The sequence below is a fragment of the Acidovorax delafieldii genome (assembly GCF_007993815.1).
In the GTDB taxonomy this organism is placed as follows: domain Bacteria; phylum Pseudomonadota; class Gammaproteobacteria; order Burkholderiales; family Burkholderiaceae_C; genus Acidovorax; species Acidovorax delafieldii.
Genome location: NZ_VJWE01000011.1, coordinates 103,933 through 120,722, shown reverse-complemented (window position 1 = coordinate 120,722; position 16,790 = coordinate 103,933). Strand labels below are relative to the sequence as shown.

Here is a 16,790-nt window from a genome sequence, read left to right as displayed (position 1 = left end):
GTCGATGTCCCGCCTTGCAGCCAGCCTGGCCTTGTTGCTGGGGGCTGTGCTGCTCACCGGGTGCGCCACGGTGGCCAACCCTGATCCCCGCGACCCGCTGGAGTCTTACAACCGCAGCATGACCAACTTCAATGAACAGGTCGATGCCATGGTGCTCAAGCCCGTGGCGACGGCCTACAAGGAGGTCACGCCCGCACCGGTACGCACGGGGGTCAGCAATTTCTTCGGGAACCTGGGCGACGTCTGGTCGTTTGTGAACAACGTGCTGCAGCTGCGCGGTGAAGCCGCTGCGTCCAGCTTCATGCGGGTCAATGTGAACACGTTCATGGGCCTGGGCGGTTTGCTGGACATCGCCAGCGAGCTGGGCATCGACCGCTACAAGCAGGACTTCGGCCTGACCCTGGGGCGCTGGGGCGTGGGTACTGGCCCCTATCTGGTGCTGCCCATCCTGGGGCCTTCCACCGTGCGCGACACATTCGCGCTGCCGGTGGACATGAAGGGCAACGTGGTGAGCTACGTGGACCCGGTCTCCGCCCGCAACTCGTTGTATGCCCTGCGCGTGGTGGACACGCGGGCCAACCTGTTGCGCGCCAGCTCGGTGCTCGACAGCGCCGCGCTCGACAAATACAGCTTTACGCGTGATGTCTACCTACAAGTACGCAGCCATGCAGGTGAGGTACAGAATGCGGACGGCAAGGACGACGGCGGCGCCAGCAATGGCGTGCTGCCCGAGGAACCTCCTGCGCGCTGATGGCATGCCGGGCGGGGCACATGTTCCGATTCGCCGCCCTGGGTCTGGCCCTGTTGCACTCGCTTGCAATCCGCAACCGCTGCGACGCATGCCAGTGGGCCCGCACCTCCACAATGATTTGACGGGCACAAGCCCGCACCGATGAAAGCCGAGAAGATGATGAACCGACGTTCCCTGGGCGGTGCCGCCCTTTGCATTGCAGCCAGTGCCGTGCTGAGCCTGCCGTTGTCTGCCCTCGCAGCCGACGAGGCGCCCGACGCGCTGATCAAGCGGCTGTCCGCCGATGTGCTCAACACGGTGAAGTCCGACAAGGCCATCCAGGCCGGGGACCTGAGCAAGGTGATCGCCCTGGTCGATAAAACGGTGATGCCCAACGTCAACTTCCGCCGCATGACGGCCGCAGCCGTCGGCCCCGGCTGGCGCCAGGCCACGCCCGAGCAGCAAAAACGCCTGCAGGACGAGTTCAAGATCCTGCTGGTGCGCACCTATGCCGGCGCGCTGGCCCAGGTCAATGACCAGAGCATCCAGGTCAAGCCCCTGCGCGCAGCCGCCGAAGACAAGGACGTGCTGGTGCGCACCGAAATCGTGGGCCGGGGCGACCCCATCCAGCTCGACTACCGCCTCGAAAAGACTCCTGGTGATGGCGCAGGCTGGAAGATCTACAACCTGAATGTGCTGGGCGTCTGGCTGGTGGAAACCTACCGAGGCCAGTTCGCGCAGGAGATCAATGCCAAGGGCATCGACGGCCTGATCGAGACACTGGCCGCCCGCAACAAGACCAATGCGGGCACTGCCAAGGGCTGACAGCCCCCTCGCCATGCTGGTGCTGCCCCCCGAACTCACCCACCGCCAGGCTACTGCCTGCCTGCACATGCTCAAGCAGGGGTTGCGGGTGCACCGCGACAGCGCGGTGGTGGTAGATGCCCATGGGCTGACGGTGTTCGACACATCGGCCCTCGCCGTGCTGCTCGAATGCCGGCGTGAAGCCCTGTCCGAAGGCAAGCAGTTTGCCGTGCAAGGCATGCCCGCTGGTCTGGCGGGCATGGCAGGGTTGTATGGGGTGGATGCGCTGCTGGTCGCCGCACCTTGATATGAAATAGCTTTCATGGTCCCGGGTGGCTCTGCCCCCAAGCCATGAAGCTGAGGGCCCACAGCGCCCGCCAGGGGCCATTGAAGCGGCCGCCCCGCCCGCCGAGGGCTGAGGCCTTAAAATCGAAGGCTTCATGCTCGCAGTCTCCTTCCAAGCCATCTCCAAGACCTTTGCCACGCCCAAAGGCCCTTTTCAGGCACTGAACCAGGTCAATCTGGACATTGAGGAGGGCGAGTTCTTCGGGCTCCTGGGGCCCAATGGTGCCGGCAAGACCACCCTGATCAGCATCCTCGCAGGCCTGGCGCGTGCCACCAGCGGCCGAGTGCTGGTGCAGGGCAGCGATGTGCAGGCCCAGTACGCCGATGCCCGCCGCAAGCTGGGCATCGTGCCGCAAGAGCTGGTGTTCGACCCCTTTTTCAACGTGCGCGAGGCGCTGCGCATCCAGTCCGGCTACTTCGGCGTGAAGAACAACGATGCCTGGATCGACGAGCTGCTCGAAAACCTGGGCCTGGCCGACAAGGCCAATGCCAACATGCGCCAGCTGTCGGGCGGCATGAAGCGCCGCGTACTGGTCGCACAGGCGCTGGTGCACAAGCCGCCCATCATCGTTCTGGATGAACCCACGGCCGGTGTCGATGTAGAACTGCGCCAGACGCTGTGGCACTTCATCGCCCGCCTGAACAAAGAGGGGCACACCGTGCTGCTCACCACCCACTACCTCGAAGAAGCCGAGGCCCTGTGCGGACGCATCGCCATGCTCAAGGCGGGGCAGGTGGTGGCGCTCAACCGCACCAGCGAGTTGCTCAAGGCCGCCTCGGGCAGCGTGCTGCAGTTCAAGACCGACACGGCCCTGCCGCCCGCACTGGCCGCCGTGGCGCGGGTCACCGGTCGCATTGTGCAATTACCCGCGCACGACGCGGCAGAGATCGAAAACCACCTGGCTGCGTTGCGCGTGGCCGGGGTCGAGGTGCAGGACATGGAGATTCGCCGACCCGATCTGGAGGATGTGTTCCTGCAGGTGATGTCCGGCACGTCGGCTTCCAACATCCCACTGGAGGGCGTTGCGCTATGACCGGCTGGCAGACCCTGTTCTACAAAGAGGTGCTGCGCTTCTGGAAGGTCAGCTTCCAGACCGTCGCGGCTCCCGTGCTCACGGCCGTGCTGTACCTGTTGATCTTCGGCCATGTGCTCGAAGACCATGTGAAGGTCTACGACCGTATCAGCTACACGGCCTTCCTTGTGCCGGGCCTCGTGATGATGAGCGTGCTGCAGAACGCCTTTGCCAACAGCTCGTCCAGCATCATTCAGAGCAAGATCATGGGCAGCCTGGTGTTTGTGTTGCTCACGCCGCTGTCGCACTGGGCTTGGTTCTGCGCCTACGTGGGTTCGTCCATCGTGCGCGGGCTGGTGGTGGGCCTGGGTGTGTTCATCGTCACGCTAGCGTTTGCGCGGCCCGAATTTGCTGCGCCGCTGTGGATTCTGGCCTTCGCCTTGCTGGGCGCGGCATTGCTGGCCACGCTGGGGCTGATTGCGGGGCTCTGGGCCGACAAATTCGACCAGATGGCCGCGTTCCAGAACTTCATCATCGTGCCCATGACCTTCCTGTCGGGCGTGTTCTATTCGATCCAGTCGCTGCCGCCGTTCTGGCAGGCCGTGAGCCACCTCAACCCGTTTTTCTACATGATCGACGGCTTCCGCTACGGCTTCTTCGGCCAGAGCGACACCTCGCCCTGGCTCAGCCTGGGCATCGTGGGCATCGCCTGGCTGGCCGTGAGCGCGCTGGCCGTGCACCTGCTGCGCACGGGCTACAAAATCCGTAACTGACATGACTTACGCAAAACAAGGTTCAGGCAAGCGCTCCCCTCCAGTGCGAGGCGGTTGTTGCATCGCGATTTGCGTCAGTCCTCATTGATCCAGAGCGCCCCACCATGACCGCTGACCAACTCAAAGACATCATCACCGCTGGCCTGGCCTGCGAACACATTACGCTCGAAGGCGATGGACGCCACTGGTACGCCACCATCGTCTCGGCCGAGTTCGAGGGCAAGCGCGCCATCCAGCGCCACCAGCGGGTGTACGCCACGCTGGGCGCGAAAATGCACACCGATGAAGTGCATGCGCTGTCGATGAAAACCTTCACCCCGGCCGAATGGGCCGCCCAGGCGCCATAGCGCCTCCACACCCACTGGCACTCACTTTTTGATAGCTGCTGGCGCATACTCCACTGGCGCAAGTGGCACTTTTGACCCCTATTTTGGTGATTTGAGATGGACAAACTCCTGATTCGCGGCGGACGCAGCTTGCAAGGCGAGGTGCTGGTCTCCGGCGCCAAGAACGCCGCCTTGCCGGAGTTGTGTGCCGCCCTGCTCACGGCCGAGCCTGTGACCTTGCTCAACGTGCCCCAGCTGCAGGACGTGAGCACCATGCTCAAGCTCATTCGCAACATGGGCGTGGCCGCAGAGCGGGCCGACGACGGCACCGTGCATATCAACGCCAGCGCGCTGAGCACGCCCGAAGCCCCGTACGAACTGGTCAAGACCATGCGCGCCTCTGTGCTGGCCCTGGGCCCGCTGCTGGCTCGCTTTGGCGAGGCCACGGTGTCGCTGCCCGGCGGATGCGCCATCGGTTCGCGCCCGGTGGACCAGCACATCAAGGGCCTGGCCGCCATGGGCGCCGAGATCGTGGTCGAACACGGCTACATGATCGCCAAGCTGCCCGCCGGCTGGAAGCGCCTGAAGGGCGCACGCATCACCACCGACATGGTCACGGTGACGGGCACCGAGAACTTCCTCATGGCCGCCGCGCTGGCCGAGGGCGAGACGGTGCTGGAAAACGCCGCGCAAGAGCCCGAGATTTCGGACCTGGCCGAGATGCTGATCGCCATGGGCGCGAAGATCGAAGGCCACGGCACCAGCCGCATCCGCATCCAGGGCGTGGACCAACTGCACGGCTGCACCCACCGCGTGGTGGCCGACCGCATCGAGGCCGGCACCTTCCTGTGCGCTGTGGCCGCCACGGGCGGTGATGTGGTGCTGCGCCATGGCCGCGCCGACCACCTCGACGCCGTGATCGAAAAGCTGCGCGAGGCCGGTGCTACCGTGCAGGCGGTCGAGGGCGGCATCCGTGTGCAAAGCGCCGGCGGCGCCACGCTCAAGGCCCAGGGCTTTCGCACCACGGAGTACCCCGGTTTTCCCACCGACATGCAGGCCCAATTCATGGCGCTGAACTGCATCGCCCAGGGCACGGCCACGGTGACCGAGACGATTTTTGAAAACCGTTTCATGCACGTCAACGAGCTGGTTCGCCTGGGCGCCAAAATCCAGGTGGATGGCAAGGTGGCGGTCATCGAAGGAGTGCCCCGCCTGTCCGGCGCCACCGTGATGGCCACCGACCTGCGTGCATCGGCCAGCCTAGTCATTGCCGGCCTGGTGGCCGACGGCGAAACCGTGGTGGACCGCATCTACCACCTGGACCGCGGCTACGACTGCATGGAAGCCAAACTGCGCGGCATTGGCGCCGACATCGAACGAGTAAAAGCATGAGCAGCAGCAACATGATCACCCTGGCGCTTTCCAAGGGCCGCATCTTTGACGAAACCCTGCCGCTGCTGGCCGCTGCAGGCATCGAGGTGCTCGAAGACCCCGAAAAATCGCGCAAGCTCATCCTCCCCACCAACCAGCCCAATGTGCGCGTGGTGCTGGTGCGCGCCACCGACGTTCCCACCTATGTGGAATACGGCGGCGCCGACATCGGCGTGACTGGCAAGGACACGCTCATCGAGCACGGCGGCCAGGGCCTGTACCAGCCGCTGGACCTGCGCATTGCCAAGTGCCGCGTGAGCGTGGCCGTGCGCAATGACTTCGACTACGCCCAGGCCGTCAAGCAGGGCTCGCGCCTCAAGGTCGCCACCAAGTACACCGGCATTGCGCGCGACTTTTTTGCCAGCAAGGGCGTGCACGTGGACATGGTCAAGCTCTACGGCAGCATGGAACTGGCGCCGCTCACGGGCCTGGCCGATGCGATCGTGGACCTGGTCTCCACCGGCAACACCCTCAAGGCCAACAACCTCATCGAAGTGGAGCGCATCATGGACATCAGCTCCTACCTGGTCGTGAACCAGGCCGCGCTCAAGCTCAAGCAGGCGCCACTGCGTCGCATCATCGATGCGTTTGCCTCGGCCATACCGGCCGAAAAGAACTGACCTCCACCCAACGACTGACACTATGACTTTGGTAGCTGCTCCCGCCCGTCTGTCCACCTCTGCGGCCACTTTTGAGGCTGATTTTGCAGCCCGCCTGCATTGGTCTGCCGACACCGACGCGGCCATTGAGCAGCGCGTGGCCGACATCCTGGCCGACGTGCAAAAGCGCGGCGACGCGGCGGTGCTGGAGTACACCGCCCGCTTCGACGGCCTCAGCGCCCCCAACATGGCCGCGCTGGAGCTGACCCAGGCCGACTTCAAGGCCGCGTTCGACGCCATTCCACAGGCTCAGCGCGACGCCCTGCAGGCTGCAGCGAAGCGCGTGCGCAGCTACCACGAAGCGCAGAAGAAGGCCTCGGGCGAGAGCTGGAGCTACCGCGACGAAGACGGCACGCTGCTGGGCCAGAAGGTCACGCCGCTGGACCGTGTGGGCATCTACGTGCCCGGCGGCAAGGCCGCCTACCCGTCGAGCCTGCTGATGAACGCCATCCCGGCCCATGTGGCGGGTGTGCAGGAAATCATCATGGTTGTGCCCACGCCCGTGCGCGGCAGCGTGGCAACCGGCGGAACGGGCGAGGGCACCTCGACGAAGGGCGAGCGCAACGAGCTGGTGCTGGCAGCCGCCTACGTGGCCGGTGTGACCCGTGCCTTCACCATCGGCGGCGCCCAGGCCGTGGCTGCGCTGGCGTATGGAACGGAGACCGTGCCCAAGGTGGACAAGATCACCGGCCCCGGCAACGCCTACGTGGCCAGCGCCAAGAAGCGGGTGTTCGGCACCGTGGGCATCGACATGATCGCGGGCCCGAGCGAAATCCTGGTGCTGGCCGATGGCACCACGCCGCCCGACTGGGTGGCGATGGATCTCTTCAGCCAGGCCGAGCATGACGAGCTGGCGCAGAGCATCCTGCTGTGCCCCGACGCCGCCTACCTCGACGCCGTGCAGCGCGAGATCGACCGCCTGCTGCCTACCATGCCGCGCGCCGAGATTATCGCCAAGAGCCTCACCGGCCGCGGCGCGCTGATCCTCACCAGGGACATGGAAGAAGCCTGCGCGATCAGCAACCGCATCGCACCGGAACACCTGGAAGTGAGCAGCACCGACCCACACCGCTGGGAGCCGCTGCTGCGCCACGCGGGCGCGATCTTCCTGGGGGCCTACACCTCCGAAAGCCTGGGCGACTACTGCGCAGGCCCCAACCACGTGCTGCCCACCAGCGGCACGGCGCGCTTCTCGTCGCCGCTGGGCGTGTACGACTTCCAGAAACGCAGCAGCCTCATCGAGGTGAGCGAGGCCGGTGCCCAGGTGCTGGGTACCATTGCCGCCGAGCTGGCCTATGGCGAGGGCCTGCAGGCCCACGCACAAGCCGCAGAGATGCGGCTTACCACGCCCGTCAAGCCGCGCTGATGGCACCCCGGGGCAGGGCGCCCTGCGTGGGGGCTGCTGTCCTGGGCTGAGGGGGTGCGGCCGGCGCTGCGGTTGTAGAGGGCGCTGGCGGATACGCGGCGCCTTCCACTGCCCGGTGCTGCGCCCAGTTGAGCCGTGCTGGCCGGTGGCCTTCGGCGCTGACGCGCAGCCGCACCGGTCCGGCGAACGACAGGCGCTGTCCAGCCTCCAGAAAATAATCCTCCAGCAGACCATCACAGGTCACCCAGACGCGGCCCTGTTCGACTTCGAGCAGGGCGATCTCGCCCGCGCGGAAGTCCAGCACCTGGACGGCCTGCAGCGGCGGCAGGGGCTGGCGCTTCCATTGCAGGGTGAGGGGCACCGCAGGCTGGGTGGGCAGCGTGGGCGACGGTGGGGTGGGGGTGTGCAGCGTGTTCATGCCTTCACTGTGCGGCCAGCTGCCGTGGGCCACCAGCCACAGGCGCGTGCGATCTGGCCCAGTACAGAACAGCGAACCGGCCCATCTGTACTGTACGCACTGGGCAGTCTCTGTACTGTCTGCCGGCCAAGATGCCAGTACAGAATGCAGCATGGCCACCGATGACGCACCCCCGCTGTACCTTCAAATCGCCGAACAGCTTGCGCAGCTGATCCGCAACGGCACCCTGGCGCGCGGCGAAAAGCTGCCCTCGGTGCGTGAGCTGGCGCGCCAGCACGGCGTGGCGCAGACCACGGTGGTGCAGGCCTACCACTGGCTCGAAGATGCGCGCCTGATCACCGCGCGCCCGCGCTCCGGCTTTTTTGTGGCGGCGCGGCCGGTGAGCCTGCCCGAGCCCAGCACGCCGCGCCCGATGCGCCGCCCCCGCGAGGTGTCGGTGGATTGGCTGGGCCAGCGCATCCTGGGGCGCAACCAGCCGGTGGACATCATTTCGTACAGCAGCGGCACGCCTGGCCCCGAGCTGTTCAACCCTGACCGCGTGCGCCGCGCCGTGGTGCGAGCCGCGCAGCGCCACCGCAACCTGCTGTGCACCTACCCCGGTTCGTCGGGCCATGAGGACGCGCGCCGCGCCCTGGCGCGCTATGCCGTCAGCCTGGGCTGCAGCCTGGACCCCGAGAACATCGTGATCACCGGAGGCTGCATGGACAGCATTGCGCTGTGCCTGCGCGCGGTGACGCAGCCGGGCGACGTGGTGGCTCTGGAGTCGCCCACGCATTTTTCGTTTCTGGAGGTGCTGCAGGGCCTGCACCTCAAGGCGCTGGAGATTCCCACCCACCCGCGCAACGGCCTCTCGCTGGATGCGCTGCAACTGGCGTTGGACACCCAGCCCGTCAAGGCGGTGATGGTGGTGCCCACGCTCAGCAACCCGCTGGGCAGCTGCATGCCCCAGGCCGAGCGCAAGCGCTTGGTGCAGATGGCGGCGCGGTACGACATGGCGGTGATCGAGGACGCGATCTACAACGACCTGGTCGAGGTGGACGAGATGCGCCGCACCGTCAAGTCCTACGACACCACCGGCCATGTGATGCTGTGCGACTCGTTCTCCAAGACGCTGGCGCCGGGCCTGCGCCTGGGCTGGCTGGAGGCCGGCCGCTGGGCCGACAAGCTGCGCGCCATCAAGGACCTGCAGGCGGGCGGCCAGTCCGCCGTGCTGGAACTGGCCCTGGCCGATCTCATCACCCAGGCGGGCCACGCCGCCGCCATGCGCCAGCTGCGCGCGGCCGTGGCGGCGCGCATGGACGAGGTGCGCCATGTGATTGCCGCGCACTTCCCGCAGGGTACCCGCGTGAGTGACCCGCCCGGCGGCCTGCTGCTTTGGCTGGAGCTGCCGCGCGCGCTCGATTCGGTGCAACTGCACGAGGCCTGCCTGGCCCGGCAGATCCTGATCGCACCCGGCACGGTGTTCAGCGCCAGCGGACGGTTCCGCAACTGCCTGCGCATCGGCGTGGGAGGCGACTGGACGCCCGCCCACCTGGAGGCGCTGCGCACCGTGGGTGACATGGCGTGCCAGATGCTGCAAAGCGGGGCACAGCGCAAGGCGGCTTGAATGTGGTGTTTTAATCAACACGAAATTCGTGGAGCACGAAGTTCGTGTAATATTTAACCCATGAAAAACATCACCGTTACCATGGACGACACCGTTGCCGAATGGGTGCGCGTGGAAGCCGCCAAGCGCGGCAGCAGCGTGTCCCGCCTGCTCGGTGAATGGCTGGCCGAAAAGATGCGCCAGGAAGACGCCTATGCCCAGGCCATGCGCGAGGCGCTGAGTTTTGAAAGCTGGGGTGCTTCGAGCGGGCCCTATGTGCCGCGCGAGACCCTGTTTCTGCGCTGAACGGGGCAAAACGCATGGCCACCGTCCCTATCTTTGTCGATACCGAAATCCTGCTCGCCAGCGTGGACGACCGCGATGCCGAGCGCCAGGCGCGGGCGCGCGAATGGATCAGCTTTTGCTGGCAGACGCGCAGCGGCCGCATCAGCTCGCAGGTGCTCAACGAGCTGTACAACCAGGCCATCCAGCGTTTTGATGGCCCCCACGTGCTGCAGCAGGTGCGCGCCCAGGTGCGCCGCCTGCGCGTGTGGCTGCCGCCGCACCTGGACTCCTACACCGTGGACGGCGCCTGGGACCTGCAGGACCGCTACCGCCTGGGCTACTGGGATGCACTCATCCTCTCGTCCGCCCACCAGCAAGGCTGCCGCTACCTGCTGACCGAGGCACTGCCGCACGATCAGCCGATGGACGCCGTGCGCCCCATCAACCCTTTCCTTGTCACCCCCAACGAACTGGACACCACCGAATGACTACTCCCGCGTCGTCCCCCCTCCAGGCCCTGGCCCGCATCCGCCCTGACGTGCGCGCGATGCATTCCTATGTCGTGCAGCCCTCCACCGGCATGCTCAAGATGGACGCGATGGAGAACCCCTTCCGCCTGCCCGCGCATTTGCAGGCCGCGCTGGGCCAGCGCCTGGGTTCGGTGGCACTCAACCGCTACCCCGGCGACCGCATTGCCGACCTGAAGGCGGCCCTGGCGCAGTACGCGGGCATGCCCGAGGGCTATGGCATCGTGTTGGGCAACGGGTCGGACGAACTCATCACCCTGCTGGCCCTGGCCTGCGCACAGCCGGGCACGGGACAGCGCGCCACCATGCTGGCACCCATGCCCGGTTTTGTGATGTACCCGCTGTCGGCGCAGCTGCAGGGCCTGGACTTTGTCGGCGTGCCGCTCACGCCCGACTTCGAGCTGGACGAGCCCGCCATGCTGGCTGCCATCGAACAGCACCGCCCGGCCATCACCTACATCGCCTACCCCAACAACCCCACGGCCACGCTGTGGGACGAGGGCGCGGTGCAGCGCATCATCGATGCCGCAGGTGCGCAGGGCGGCATCGTGGTCATGGACGAGGCCTACCAGCCCTTTGCCAGCCGCACCTGGATCGACCGCATGCGTGCCGAGCCTGCGCGCAATGCGCACGTGCTGCTCATGCGCACGCTCAGCAAGTTTGGCCTCGCGGGCGTGCGCCTGGGCTACCTCATCGGGCCCTCGGCGTTCGTGAGCGAGATCGACAAGGTGCGCCCGCCCTACAACGTGAGCGTGCTCAACTGCGAAGCCGCCCTGTTTGCGCTGGAACATGCCGAGGTTTTTGCCGCCCAGGCCGCCGAGATCCGTGTCGAACGCGCCACGCTCATCGCCGCGTTGCGCCAGATGCCGGGAGTCGAAAAGTGCTGGGACAGCGAGGCCAACATGGTGCTGATCCGTGTGGCGGATTCCGCCAAGGCCTACGAGGGCATGAAAAACCGCAAGGTGCTCGTCAAGAACGTTTCTACAATGCACCCATTGCTGGCCAACTGCCTGCGCCTGACGGTAGGCAATGCCGAAGACAACGCGCAGATGCTGGCCGCACTCCAAGCCTCCCTATGACTTCCTCCGCACTCGTACCTTCCGCCCCATCGGCCGACCCGATGGCCGACCGCATTGCCGAGGTCAGCCGCAACACCGCCGAGACGCGCATCAGTGTGCGCATCAACCTCGACGGCACCGGCCAGGCCAAGCTGCACACCGGCATCGGCTTCTTTGACCACATGCTCGACCAGATCGCCCGCCACGGGCTGATTGACCTCGACATCGACTGCGAAGGCGACCTGCACATCGACGGCCACCACACGGTGGAAGACGTGGGCATCACCCTGGGCCAGGCCTTTGCACGCGCCGTGGGCGACAAGAAAGGCATCCGCCGCTACGGCCACGCCTACGTGCCGCTGGACGAAGCGCTGTCGCGCGTGGTGGTCGATTTTTCGGGCCGCCCCGGGCTGCACATGGACGTGAAGTTCACGGCCGGGAGCATCGGCCAGCTCGACACGCAGCTGGTGTTCGAGTTCTTCCAGGGCTTTGTGAACCACGCGGGCGTGACGCTGCACATCGACAACCTCAAGGGCGTCAACGCACACCACCAGTGCGAAACCATTTTCAAGGCGTTCGGACGCACGCTGCGTGCGGCGCTGGAGCGTGATCCGCGCTCGGTCGGTGTCATCCCCTCCACCAAGGGTTCTCTGTGAATTTTTCAGTCAAATCAGGCGCAAGCGCTTGATTTGTATGCGCTAGCAGCTATGAATATGGAAGCAAAAACAGTGGCGGTCGTGGACTACGGCATGGGCAATCTGCGCTCGGTGTCGCAGGCCGTGCAGGCCGCCGCCGAGGGAACGGGCTGGACCGTGGTCGTCACCCAGCGCCCCGAAGACGTGCGCGCCGCCCAGCGCATAGTGCTGCCAGGGCAGGGCGCCATGCCCGACTGCATGCGCGAGCTGCGCGAGTCCGGCCTGCAGGAGTCGGTGCTCGAAGCCGCTGCCACCAAGCCGATGTTTGGCGTGTGCGTGGGCATGCAGATGCTGCTGGACCACAGCGCTGAAGGCAACACGCCCGGCCTGGGCCTGATCCCTGGCGATGTGCTCAAGTTTGACCTGGCAGGCCGCACCCAGCCCGATGGCAGCCGCTTCAAGGTGCCCCAGATGGGCTGGAACCAGGTGCGGCAGATGCCCCACGCCCACCACGGCGGCGGCGTGCACCCGGTGTGGGCCGGTGTGCCCGACAACAGTTACTTCTACTTCGTGCACAGTTTCTACGCTGTGCCGCAAAATCCCGCCCATTGCGCCGGGCAGGCCGACTACGGCGGTTTGTTTGCTGCCGCGGTTGCACGCGATAATATTTTTGCCACCCAGTTTCACCCGGAGAAAAGCGCGGAGCACGGCCTGGCCCTGTACCGCAATTTTCTGCACTGGAATCCCTGATCCCTTAACCCCCACCCGTTCGGGCCGAGCTGCGTCTCGCCCTTTTTCACCCGAACTTCACCACCATGCTGCTCATCCCCGCCATCGACCTCAAAGACGGCCACTGCGTACGCCTCAAGCAAGGCGATATGGACCAATCCACCACCTTTGGTGAAGACCCTGCCGCCATGGCGCGCAAATGGGTGGATGCCGGCGCACGCCGCCTGCACCTGGTGGACCTGAACGGTGCGTTTGCGGGCGTGCCCAAGAACTACAGCGCCATCAAGTCCATCCTGAAAGAGGTGGGTGACGACATCCCCGTGCAGCTGGGCGGCGGCATCCGCGACCTGGACACCATCGAGAAATACATCGACGGCGGCCTGCGCTACGTGATCATCGGCACGGCGGCCGTGAAGAACCCCGGCTTCCTCAAAGACGCCTGCAGCGCGTTCGGCGGCCACATCATCGTGGGGCTCGACGCCAAGGACGGCAAGGTGGCTACCGACGGCTGGAGCAAGCTCACCGGCCACGAGGTCGTGGACCTGGCCAAGAAGTTCGAGGACTGGGGCGTCGAATCCATCATCTACACCGACATCGGCCGCGACGGCATGCTGTCGGGCATCAACATCGACGCCACGGTGAAGCTGGCCCAGGCTTTGAGCATCCCTGTGATCGCCTCGGGCGGCCTGTCCAACATGGCCGACATCGAGCAGCTGTGCGCCGTCGAAGACGAGGGCGTGGAGGGCGTGATCTGCGGCCGCGCCATCTACAGCGGCGACCTGGACTTTGCGGCGGCACAAGCACGTGCCGACGAACTGAACGGCTAAGGACCGCATGCTCGCCAAACGCATCATCCCTTGCCTGGACGTCACCGGAGGCCGTGTGGTCAAGGGCGTCAATTTCGTCGAGCTGCGCGACGCAGGCGACCCGGTCGAAATTGCTGCGCGCTACAACGCACAAGGCGCTGACGAGCTGACCTTCCTCGATATCACCGCTACCAGCGATGGCCGTGACCTCATCCTGCACATCATCGAGGCCGTGGCCAGCCAGGTGTTCATTCCGCTCACCGTGGGGGGGGGCGTGCGCACCGTGGACGACGTGCGCCGCCTGCTCAATGCCGGCGCGGACAAGACCAGCTTTAACTCGGCCGCGATTGCCAACCCTGAGGTGATCAACGCGGTGTCGGCCAAGTACGGCGCACAGTGCATTGTGGTGGCCATCGACGCCAAGCGCCGCTCGGCCGAAGACGCCTTGCGCCTGGGTGCCAACGGCCAGCCCGTGGGTGCGGGCTGGGACGTGTACAGCCACGGTGGGCGCAAGAACACCGGCCTGGACGCCATTGCCTGGGCCACCGAGATGGCGCAGCGCGGTGCGGGCGAGATCCTGCTGACCAGCATGGACCGCGACGGCACCAAGGCGGGTTTTGACCTGGAACTGACCCGCGCGGTGAGTGACGCTGTCAGCGTGCCCGTGATCGCCTCGGGCGGTGTGGGCAACCTTGACCACCTGGCCGACGGCATCCAGACCGGCGGCGCCGACGCGGTGCTGGCCGCCAGCATCTTCCACTACGGCGAATACACGGTGGGCCAGGCCAAGCAGCGCATGGCAGAGCGTGGCATCCCCGTGCGGATGTGATCGGCATTTGCTCCTGATTTGATAGCTGCTGGCGCATGTGATATGTGCGCCAGCAGCCAAAAACACTTGAAAAGTGCAGGTGCGCGCCCTGGTTGGCACTGGCGCGCCACACGGATCACCGACAATGGCCCCCATGAACTGGCTCAACGAAGTGAAATGGGATGCGCAGGGTCTGGTGCCCGTGATTGCGCAAGAGCAGGGCACGGGCGACGTGCTGATGTTTGCGTGGATGAACCGCGAGGCCCTGGCGAAAACCGCTGAACTGGGCCGCGCCGTGTACTTCAGCCGCTCGCGCAAAAAGCTGTGGTTCAAGGGCGAAGAGTCCGGCCACGTGCAGACGGTGCACGAGATCCGCTTGGACTGCGACAACGACGTGGTGCTGCTCAAGGTCACCCAGCAGGGCCACGAGCCCGGCATCGCCTGCCACACGGGCCGCCACAGCTGCTTTTTCAGCGTGCTCAAGGACGGTGCCTGGCACGCGGTCGATCCGGTCTTGAAAGACCCCGAATCCATCTACAAGTAATGGCAATGGACGACAAGAGCATGAGTTCCCACGATTCCCTGGCGCGCCTGGCCGCCGTCATCGAAAGCCGCAAGCCCGCCAACGGCGGCGACCCGGCCACCAGCTACGTGTCGCGCCTGCTGCACAAGGGGCCGAATTCCTTCCTGAAGAAGATCGGCGAAGAAGCCACCGAGGTGGTGATGGCCGCGAAGGACGTGGACCATGGCGCCGACAAGTCCAAGATCGTCTACGAAGTGGCCGACCTGTGGTTCCACACCATGGTGGCGCTGGCCCATTACGGGCTCACGCCTGCCGATGTGGTGGCCGAGCTGGAGCGCCGCGAAGGCACCAGCGGCATCGAGGAAAAGGCCCTGCGCAAGGTGGCGGAACGCGCTGCCGAAGAAGGCACACCGTGAGCGACATCATCGACGTGCAGACCAACGACCAGAAGGCCGAGGACCTCAAGGCCATCGGCTGGGTCAGCTATGTGCTGCACCTGATCGTGGCGCTGGGGGCGGTCATCCCCGGCGCGCAGCCCGGCGCTGCGCTGTTGATCGTGGCGCTGGTGATCGACCTGGTGAAAAAGGGCGATGCCGAAGGCACCTGGCAGGCCAACCATTTCTCATGGCGCATCCGCACCGTGATCTGGGCCGGCGTGCTCTACATCGTCACGGCGCCGCTGTGGCTGCTGTTCTTCCTGCCCGGCTGGATCGCCTGGGGCCTGATCTCCATCTGGTTCCTGTACCGCATCGTGCGCGGCATGGTCGCCATGAACAAGAGCCAGACCGTGGATGCATGAAGCAGTCCGTCCCCGCCCGCGTCTGAACCTGGCGCTGCAGGGCGGCGGCTCGCACGGCGCGCTCACCTGGGGCGTGCTGGATGCGCTGCTGGAGGACGGCCAGTGGCAGTTCGACGGTGTCAGTGGCACCAGCGCAGGCGCCATGAACGCGGTGGCCCTGGCGCACGGGTTTGCGCAGGCCGCGCAGCAGCACAAGGCCCCCGAAGACGCCCACCTCGCAGGCTGCACCCTGGCCCGCGAGTCGCTCACCCGCCTGTGGGAAGGGGTGGGCGCGCTGGGCAGCCTGACGTGGGGAACGCCGTTGTCTGCCGCCAATCCGCTGGTGGGCATGATGTCGCAGTGGTTCTCGCCCTACCAGACCAATCCGCTGGGGATCAACCCCCTGCGCAAGCTGCTGGAGCGCGAGGTGGATTTCAGCCTGCTGTGCTCCGCCCGCACCGGCGTCGTCGGCCCCAAGGTGTTTGTGTGTGCCACCAACGTGCGCACCGGCCGGGGCGAGATTTTTTTTGGGCCCCGGCTCAGCGCGGATGCGGTGATGGCGTCGGCCTGCCTGCCCATGCTGTTCAAGGCGGTCGAGATCGAGGGTGAGGCGTACTGGGACGGCGGCTATTCCGGCAACCCCGCGCTGCACCCGCTGATCTACCAGACCGATACCTCGGACATCCTGCTGGTGCAGATCAACCCCGTGGAGCATCTGGACGTGCCCAGCAGCGCCTCCGAGATCATGGAGCGCATGAACGAAGTCACCTTCAACGCCAGCCTGCTGGCCGAGCTGCGCGCCATCGAATTCGTTCGCCGCCTGCTCGCCGAGGGCAAGCTCGACGCCCGCCGCTACAAGAGCGTGCGTATGCACCGCATCGATGGTGGCTCGGTGCTGGCGCCCTTCGGGGCCGACAGCAAGCTGCGTGCGGACCTGGCCTTTGTGCGCAAGCTGTTTGCGCTGGGTCGCACAGCGGGGCAGGAGTGGCTGCACGCGCACCGCAAGGACGTGGGCGTGCGCCCCAGCATCAAGATCGCTGACAATGCCTAGGGATGTCCTGCATAACTCCCTGCGGTCCGTGATAGCGCGGTCTGGGGCGGTCCGCTGCGTTGCTTTTTTGGCCAATAGCACAGCTATTGGCTGCAAAAAGACGCCTTGCGGCCCATCCCGATCCGCACTACACCGACTCG

At 65.8% G+C, this 16,790-nt stretch carries 23 protein-coding genes; 21 read left to right on the top strand and 2 right to left on the bottom strand.

Annotated elements, in window-relative coordinates; genetic code table 11:
* Window positions 1–4: 4 nt before the first annotated feature.
* Window positions 5–751, top strand: coding sequence for an MlaA family lipoprotein (locus ATF69_RS03320; RefSeq protein WP_056060218.1), 747 nt, complete (start codon window positions 5–7; stop codon window positions 749–751).
* On the opposite strand, the gene ATF69_RS23470 is transcribed toward ATF69_RS03320, so the two are convergent.
* Window positions 650–880, bottom strand: a complete 231-nt coding sequence (locus tag ATF69_RS23470; protein WP_425291758.1) for a twin-arginine translocation signal domain-containing protein — start codon at window positions 878–880, stop codon at window positions 650–652. The two genes, ATF69_RS03320 and ATF69_RS23470, sit on opposite strands and share 102 nt — an antisense overlap.
* A gap of 27 nt (window positions 881–907) precedes the next feature.
* Here ATF69_RS23470 and ATF69_RS03315 point away from each other — a divergent pair, with 27 nt between their 5' ends.
* From ATF69_RS03315 to hisD, 8 genes are all read left to right on the top strand, one after another.
* On the top strand, window positions 908–1,555 hold the full coding sequence (locus ATF69_RS03315; RefSeq protein ID WP_056062022.1) for an MlaC/ttg2D family ABC transporter substrate-binding protein: 648 nt from the start codon (window positions 908–910) through the stop codon (window positions 1,553–1,555).
* Between the two features lie 13 nt (window positions 1,556–1,568).
* Window positions 1,569–1,841 carry an STAS domain-containing protein gene (locus tag ATF69_RS03310; protein ID WP_056747252.1) on the top strand — a complete coding sequence of 91 codons (273 nt, stop codon included), beginning with the start codon at window positions 1,569–1,571 and terminating at the stop codon, window positions 1,839–1,841.
* A gap of 133 nt (window positions 1,842–1,974) precedes the next feature.
* On the top strand, window positions 1,975–2,913 hold the full coding sequence (locus ATF69_RS03305) for an ABC transporter ATP-binding protein (protein ID WP_146869877.1): 939 nt from the start codon (window positions 1,975–1,977) through the stop codon (window positions 2,911–2,913).
* Window positions 2,910–3,665: an ABC transporter permease gene (locus ATF69_RS03300; RefSeq protein ID WP_056060224.1), complete on the top strand. Its 756-nt coding sequence runs from the start codon at window positions 2,910–2,912 to the stop codon at window positions 3,663–3,665. Before ATF69_RS03305 ends, ATF69_RS03300 begins: the two co-directional genes overlap by 4 nt.
* Before the next feature lie 104 nt (window positions 3,666–3,769).
* Complete coding sequence (locus tag ATF69_RS03295; protein ID WP_146869876.1) at window positions 3,770–4,012, top strand: BolA family protein; 243 nt, start codon at window positions 3,770–3,772, stop codon at window positions 4,010–4,012.
* Window positions 4,013–4,108: 96 nt separating this feature from the next.
* Complete coding sequence (gene murA, locus ATF69_RS03290) at window positions 4,109–5,383, top strand: UDP-N-acetylglucosamine 1-carboxyvinyltransferase (protein WP_110959736.1); 1,275 nt, start codon at window positions 4,109–4,111, stop codon at window positions 5,381–5,383.
* Window positions 5,384–5,394: 11 nt separating this feature from the next.
* Window positions 5,395–6,042: an ATP phosphoribosyltransferase gene (hisG, locus tag ATF69_RS03285; protein WP_056641761.1), complete on the top strand. Its 648-nt coding sequence runs from the start codon at window positions 5,395–5,397 to the stop codon at window positions 6,040–6,042.
* 22 nt (window positions 6,043–6,064) lie between these two features.
* Window positions 6,065–7,447 (top strand): histidinol dehydrogenase, encoded by a 1,383-nt coding sequence (gene hisD / locus ATF69_RS03280; RefSeq protein WP_146869875.1) that lies wholly within the window; start codon window positions 6,065–6,067, stop codon window positions 7,445–7,447.
* Here hisD and ATF69_RS03275 read toward each other — a convergent pair.
* Window positions 7,434–7,865, bottom strand: coding sequence for a DUF2917 domain-containing protein (locus tag ATF69_RS03275; RefSeq protein WP_099732211.1), 432 nt, complete (start codon window positions 7,863–7,865; stop codon window positions 7,434–7,436). The two genes, hisD and ATF69_RS03275, sit on opposite strands and share 14 nt — an antisense overlap.
* Window positions 7,866–8,016: 151 nt before the next feature.
* Here ATF69_RS03275 and ATF69_RS03270 point away from each other — a divergent pair, with 151 nt between their 5' ends.
* The 12 genes from ATF69_RS03270 to ATF69_RS03215 all read left to right on the top strand — a co-directional run bounded on the left by ATF69_RS03270 (window position 8,017) and on the right by ATF69_RS03215 (window position 16,650).
* The gene (locus ATF69_RS03270) at window positions 8,017–9,471 is read left to right on the top strand and encodes an aminotransferase-like domain-containing protein (RefSeq protein WP_146869874.1); all 1,455 of its coding nucleotides are present in this window, start codon (window positions 8,017–8,019) and stop codon (window positions 9,469–9,471) included.
* A 60-nt stretch (window positions 9,472–9,531) separates the two neighbouring features.
* Complete coding sequence (locus ATF69_RS03265; RefSeq protein WP_069103652.1) at window positions 9,532–9,756, top strand: CopG family transcriptional regulator; 225 nt, start codon at window positions 9,532–9,534, stop codon at window positions 9,754–9,756.
* Between the two features lie 14 nt (window positions 9,757–9,770).
* Window positions 9,771–10,223: a PIN domain-containing protein gene (locus ATF69_RS03260; protein WP_056060234.1), complete on the top strand. Its 453-nt coding sequence runs from the start codon at window positions 9,771–9,773 to the stop codon at window positions 10,221–10,223.
* The gene (hisC, locus tag ATF69_RS03255; RefSeq protein WP_146869873.1) at window positions 10,220–11,341 is read left to right on the top strand and encodes a histidinol-phosphate transaminase; all 1,122 of its coding nucleotides are present in this window, start codon (window positions 10,220–10,222) and stop codon (window positions 11,339–11,341) included. The genes ATF69_RS03260 and hisC overlap by 4 nt, the downstream gene beginning before the upstream one ends.
* The gene (hisB, locus tag ATF69_RS03250; RefSeq protein ID WP_146869872.1) at window positions 11,338–11,976 is read left to right on the top strand and encodes an imidazoleglycerol-phosphate dehydratase HisB; all 639 of its coding nucleotides are present in this window, start codon (window positions 11,338–11,340) and stop codon (window positions 11,974–11,976) included. The genes hisC and hisB overlap by 4 nt, the downstream gene beginning before the upstream one ends.
* A 51-nt stretch (window positions 11,977–12,027) precedes the next feature.
* Window positions 12,028–12,705, top strand: coding sequence for an imidazole glycerol phosphate synthase subunit HisH (gene hisH / locus ATF69_RS03245; protein ID WP_108497078.1), 678 nt, complete (start codon window positions 12,028–12,030; stop codon window positions 12,703–12,705).
* Between the two features lie 65 nt (window positions 12,706–12,770).
* The gene (gene hisA, locus ATF69_RS03240; RefSeq protein WP_056060243.1) at window positions 12,771–13,511 is read left to right on the top strand and encodes a 1-(5-phosphoribosyl)-5-[(5-phosphoribosylamino)methylideneamino]imidazole-4-carboxamide isomerase; all 741 of its coding nucleotides are present in this window, start codon (window positions 12,771–12,773) and stop codon (window positions 13,509–13,511) included.
* Between the two features lie 7 nt (window positions 13,512–13,518).
* Complete coding sequence (gene hisF / locus ATF69_RS03235; protein WP_056747261.1) at window positions 13,519–14,319, top strand: imidazole glycerol phosphate synthase subunit HisF; 801 nt, start codon at window positions 13,519–13,521, stop codon at window positions 14,317–14,319.
* 124 nt (window positions 14,320–14,443) lie between these two features.
* The gene (gene hisI / locus ATF69_RS03230; RefSeq protein ID WP_082522382.1) at window positions 14,444–14,842 is read left to right on the top strand and encodes a phosphoribosyl-AMP cyclohydrolase; all 399 of its coding nucleotides are present in this window, start codon (window positions 14,444–14,446) and stop codon (window positions 14,840–14,842) included.
* Between the two features lie 20 nt (window positions 14,843–14,862).
* Window positions 14,863–15,237, top strand: a complete 375-nt coding sequence (locus ATF69_RS03225) for a phosphoribosyl-ATP diphosphatase (protein ID WP_146869871.1) — start codon at window positions 14,863–14,865, stop codon at window positions 15,235–15,237.
* Window positions 15,234–15,620 (top strand): DUF4870 family protein, encoded by a 387-nt coding sequence (locus ATF69_RS03220; RefSeq protein WP_060984277.1) that lies wholly within the window; start codon window positions 15,234–15,236, stop codon window positions 15,618–15,620. Before ATF69_RS03225 ends, ATF69_RS03220 begins: the two co-directional genes overlap by 4 nt.
* Window positions 15,613–16,650: a patatin-like phospholipase family protein gene (locus ATF69_RS03215; protein ID WP_146869870.1), complete on the top strand. Its 1,038-nt coding sequence runs from the start codon at window positions 15,613–15,615 to the stop codon at window positions 16,648–16,650. The genes ATF69_RS03220 and ATF69_RS03215 overlap by 8 nt, the downstream gene beginning before the upstream one ends.
* Window positions 16,651–16,790 lie beyond the last annotated feature (140 nt).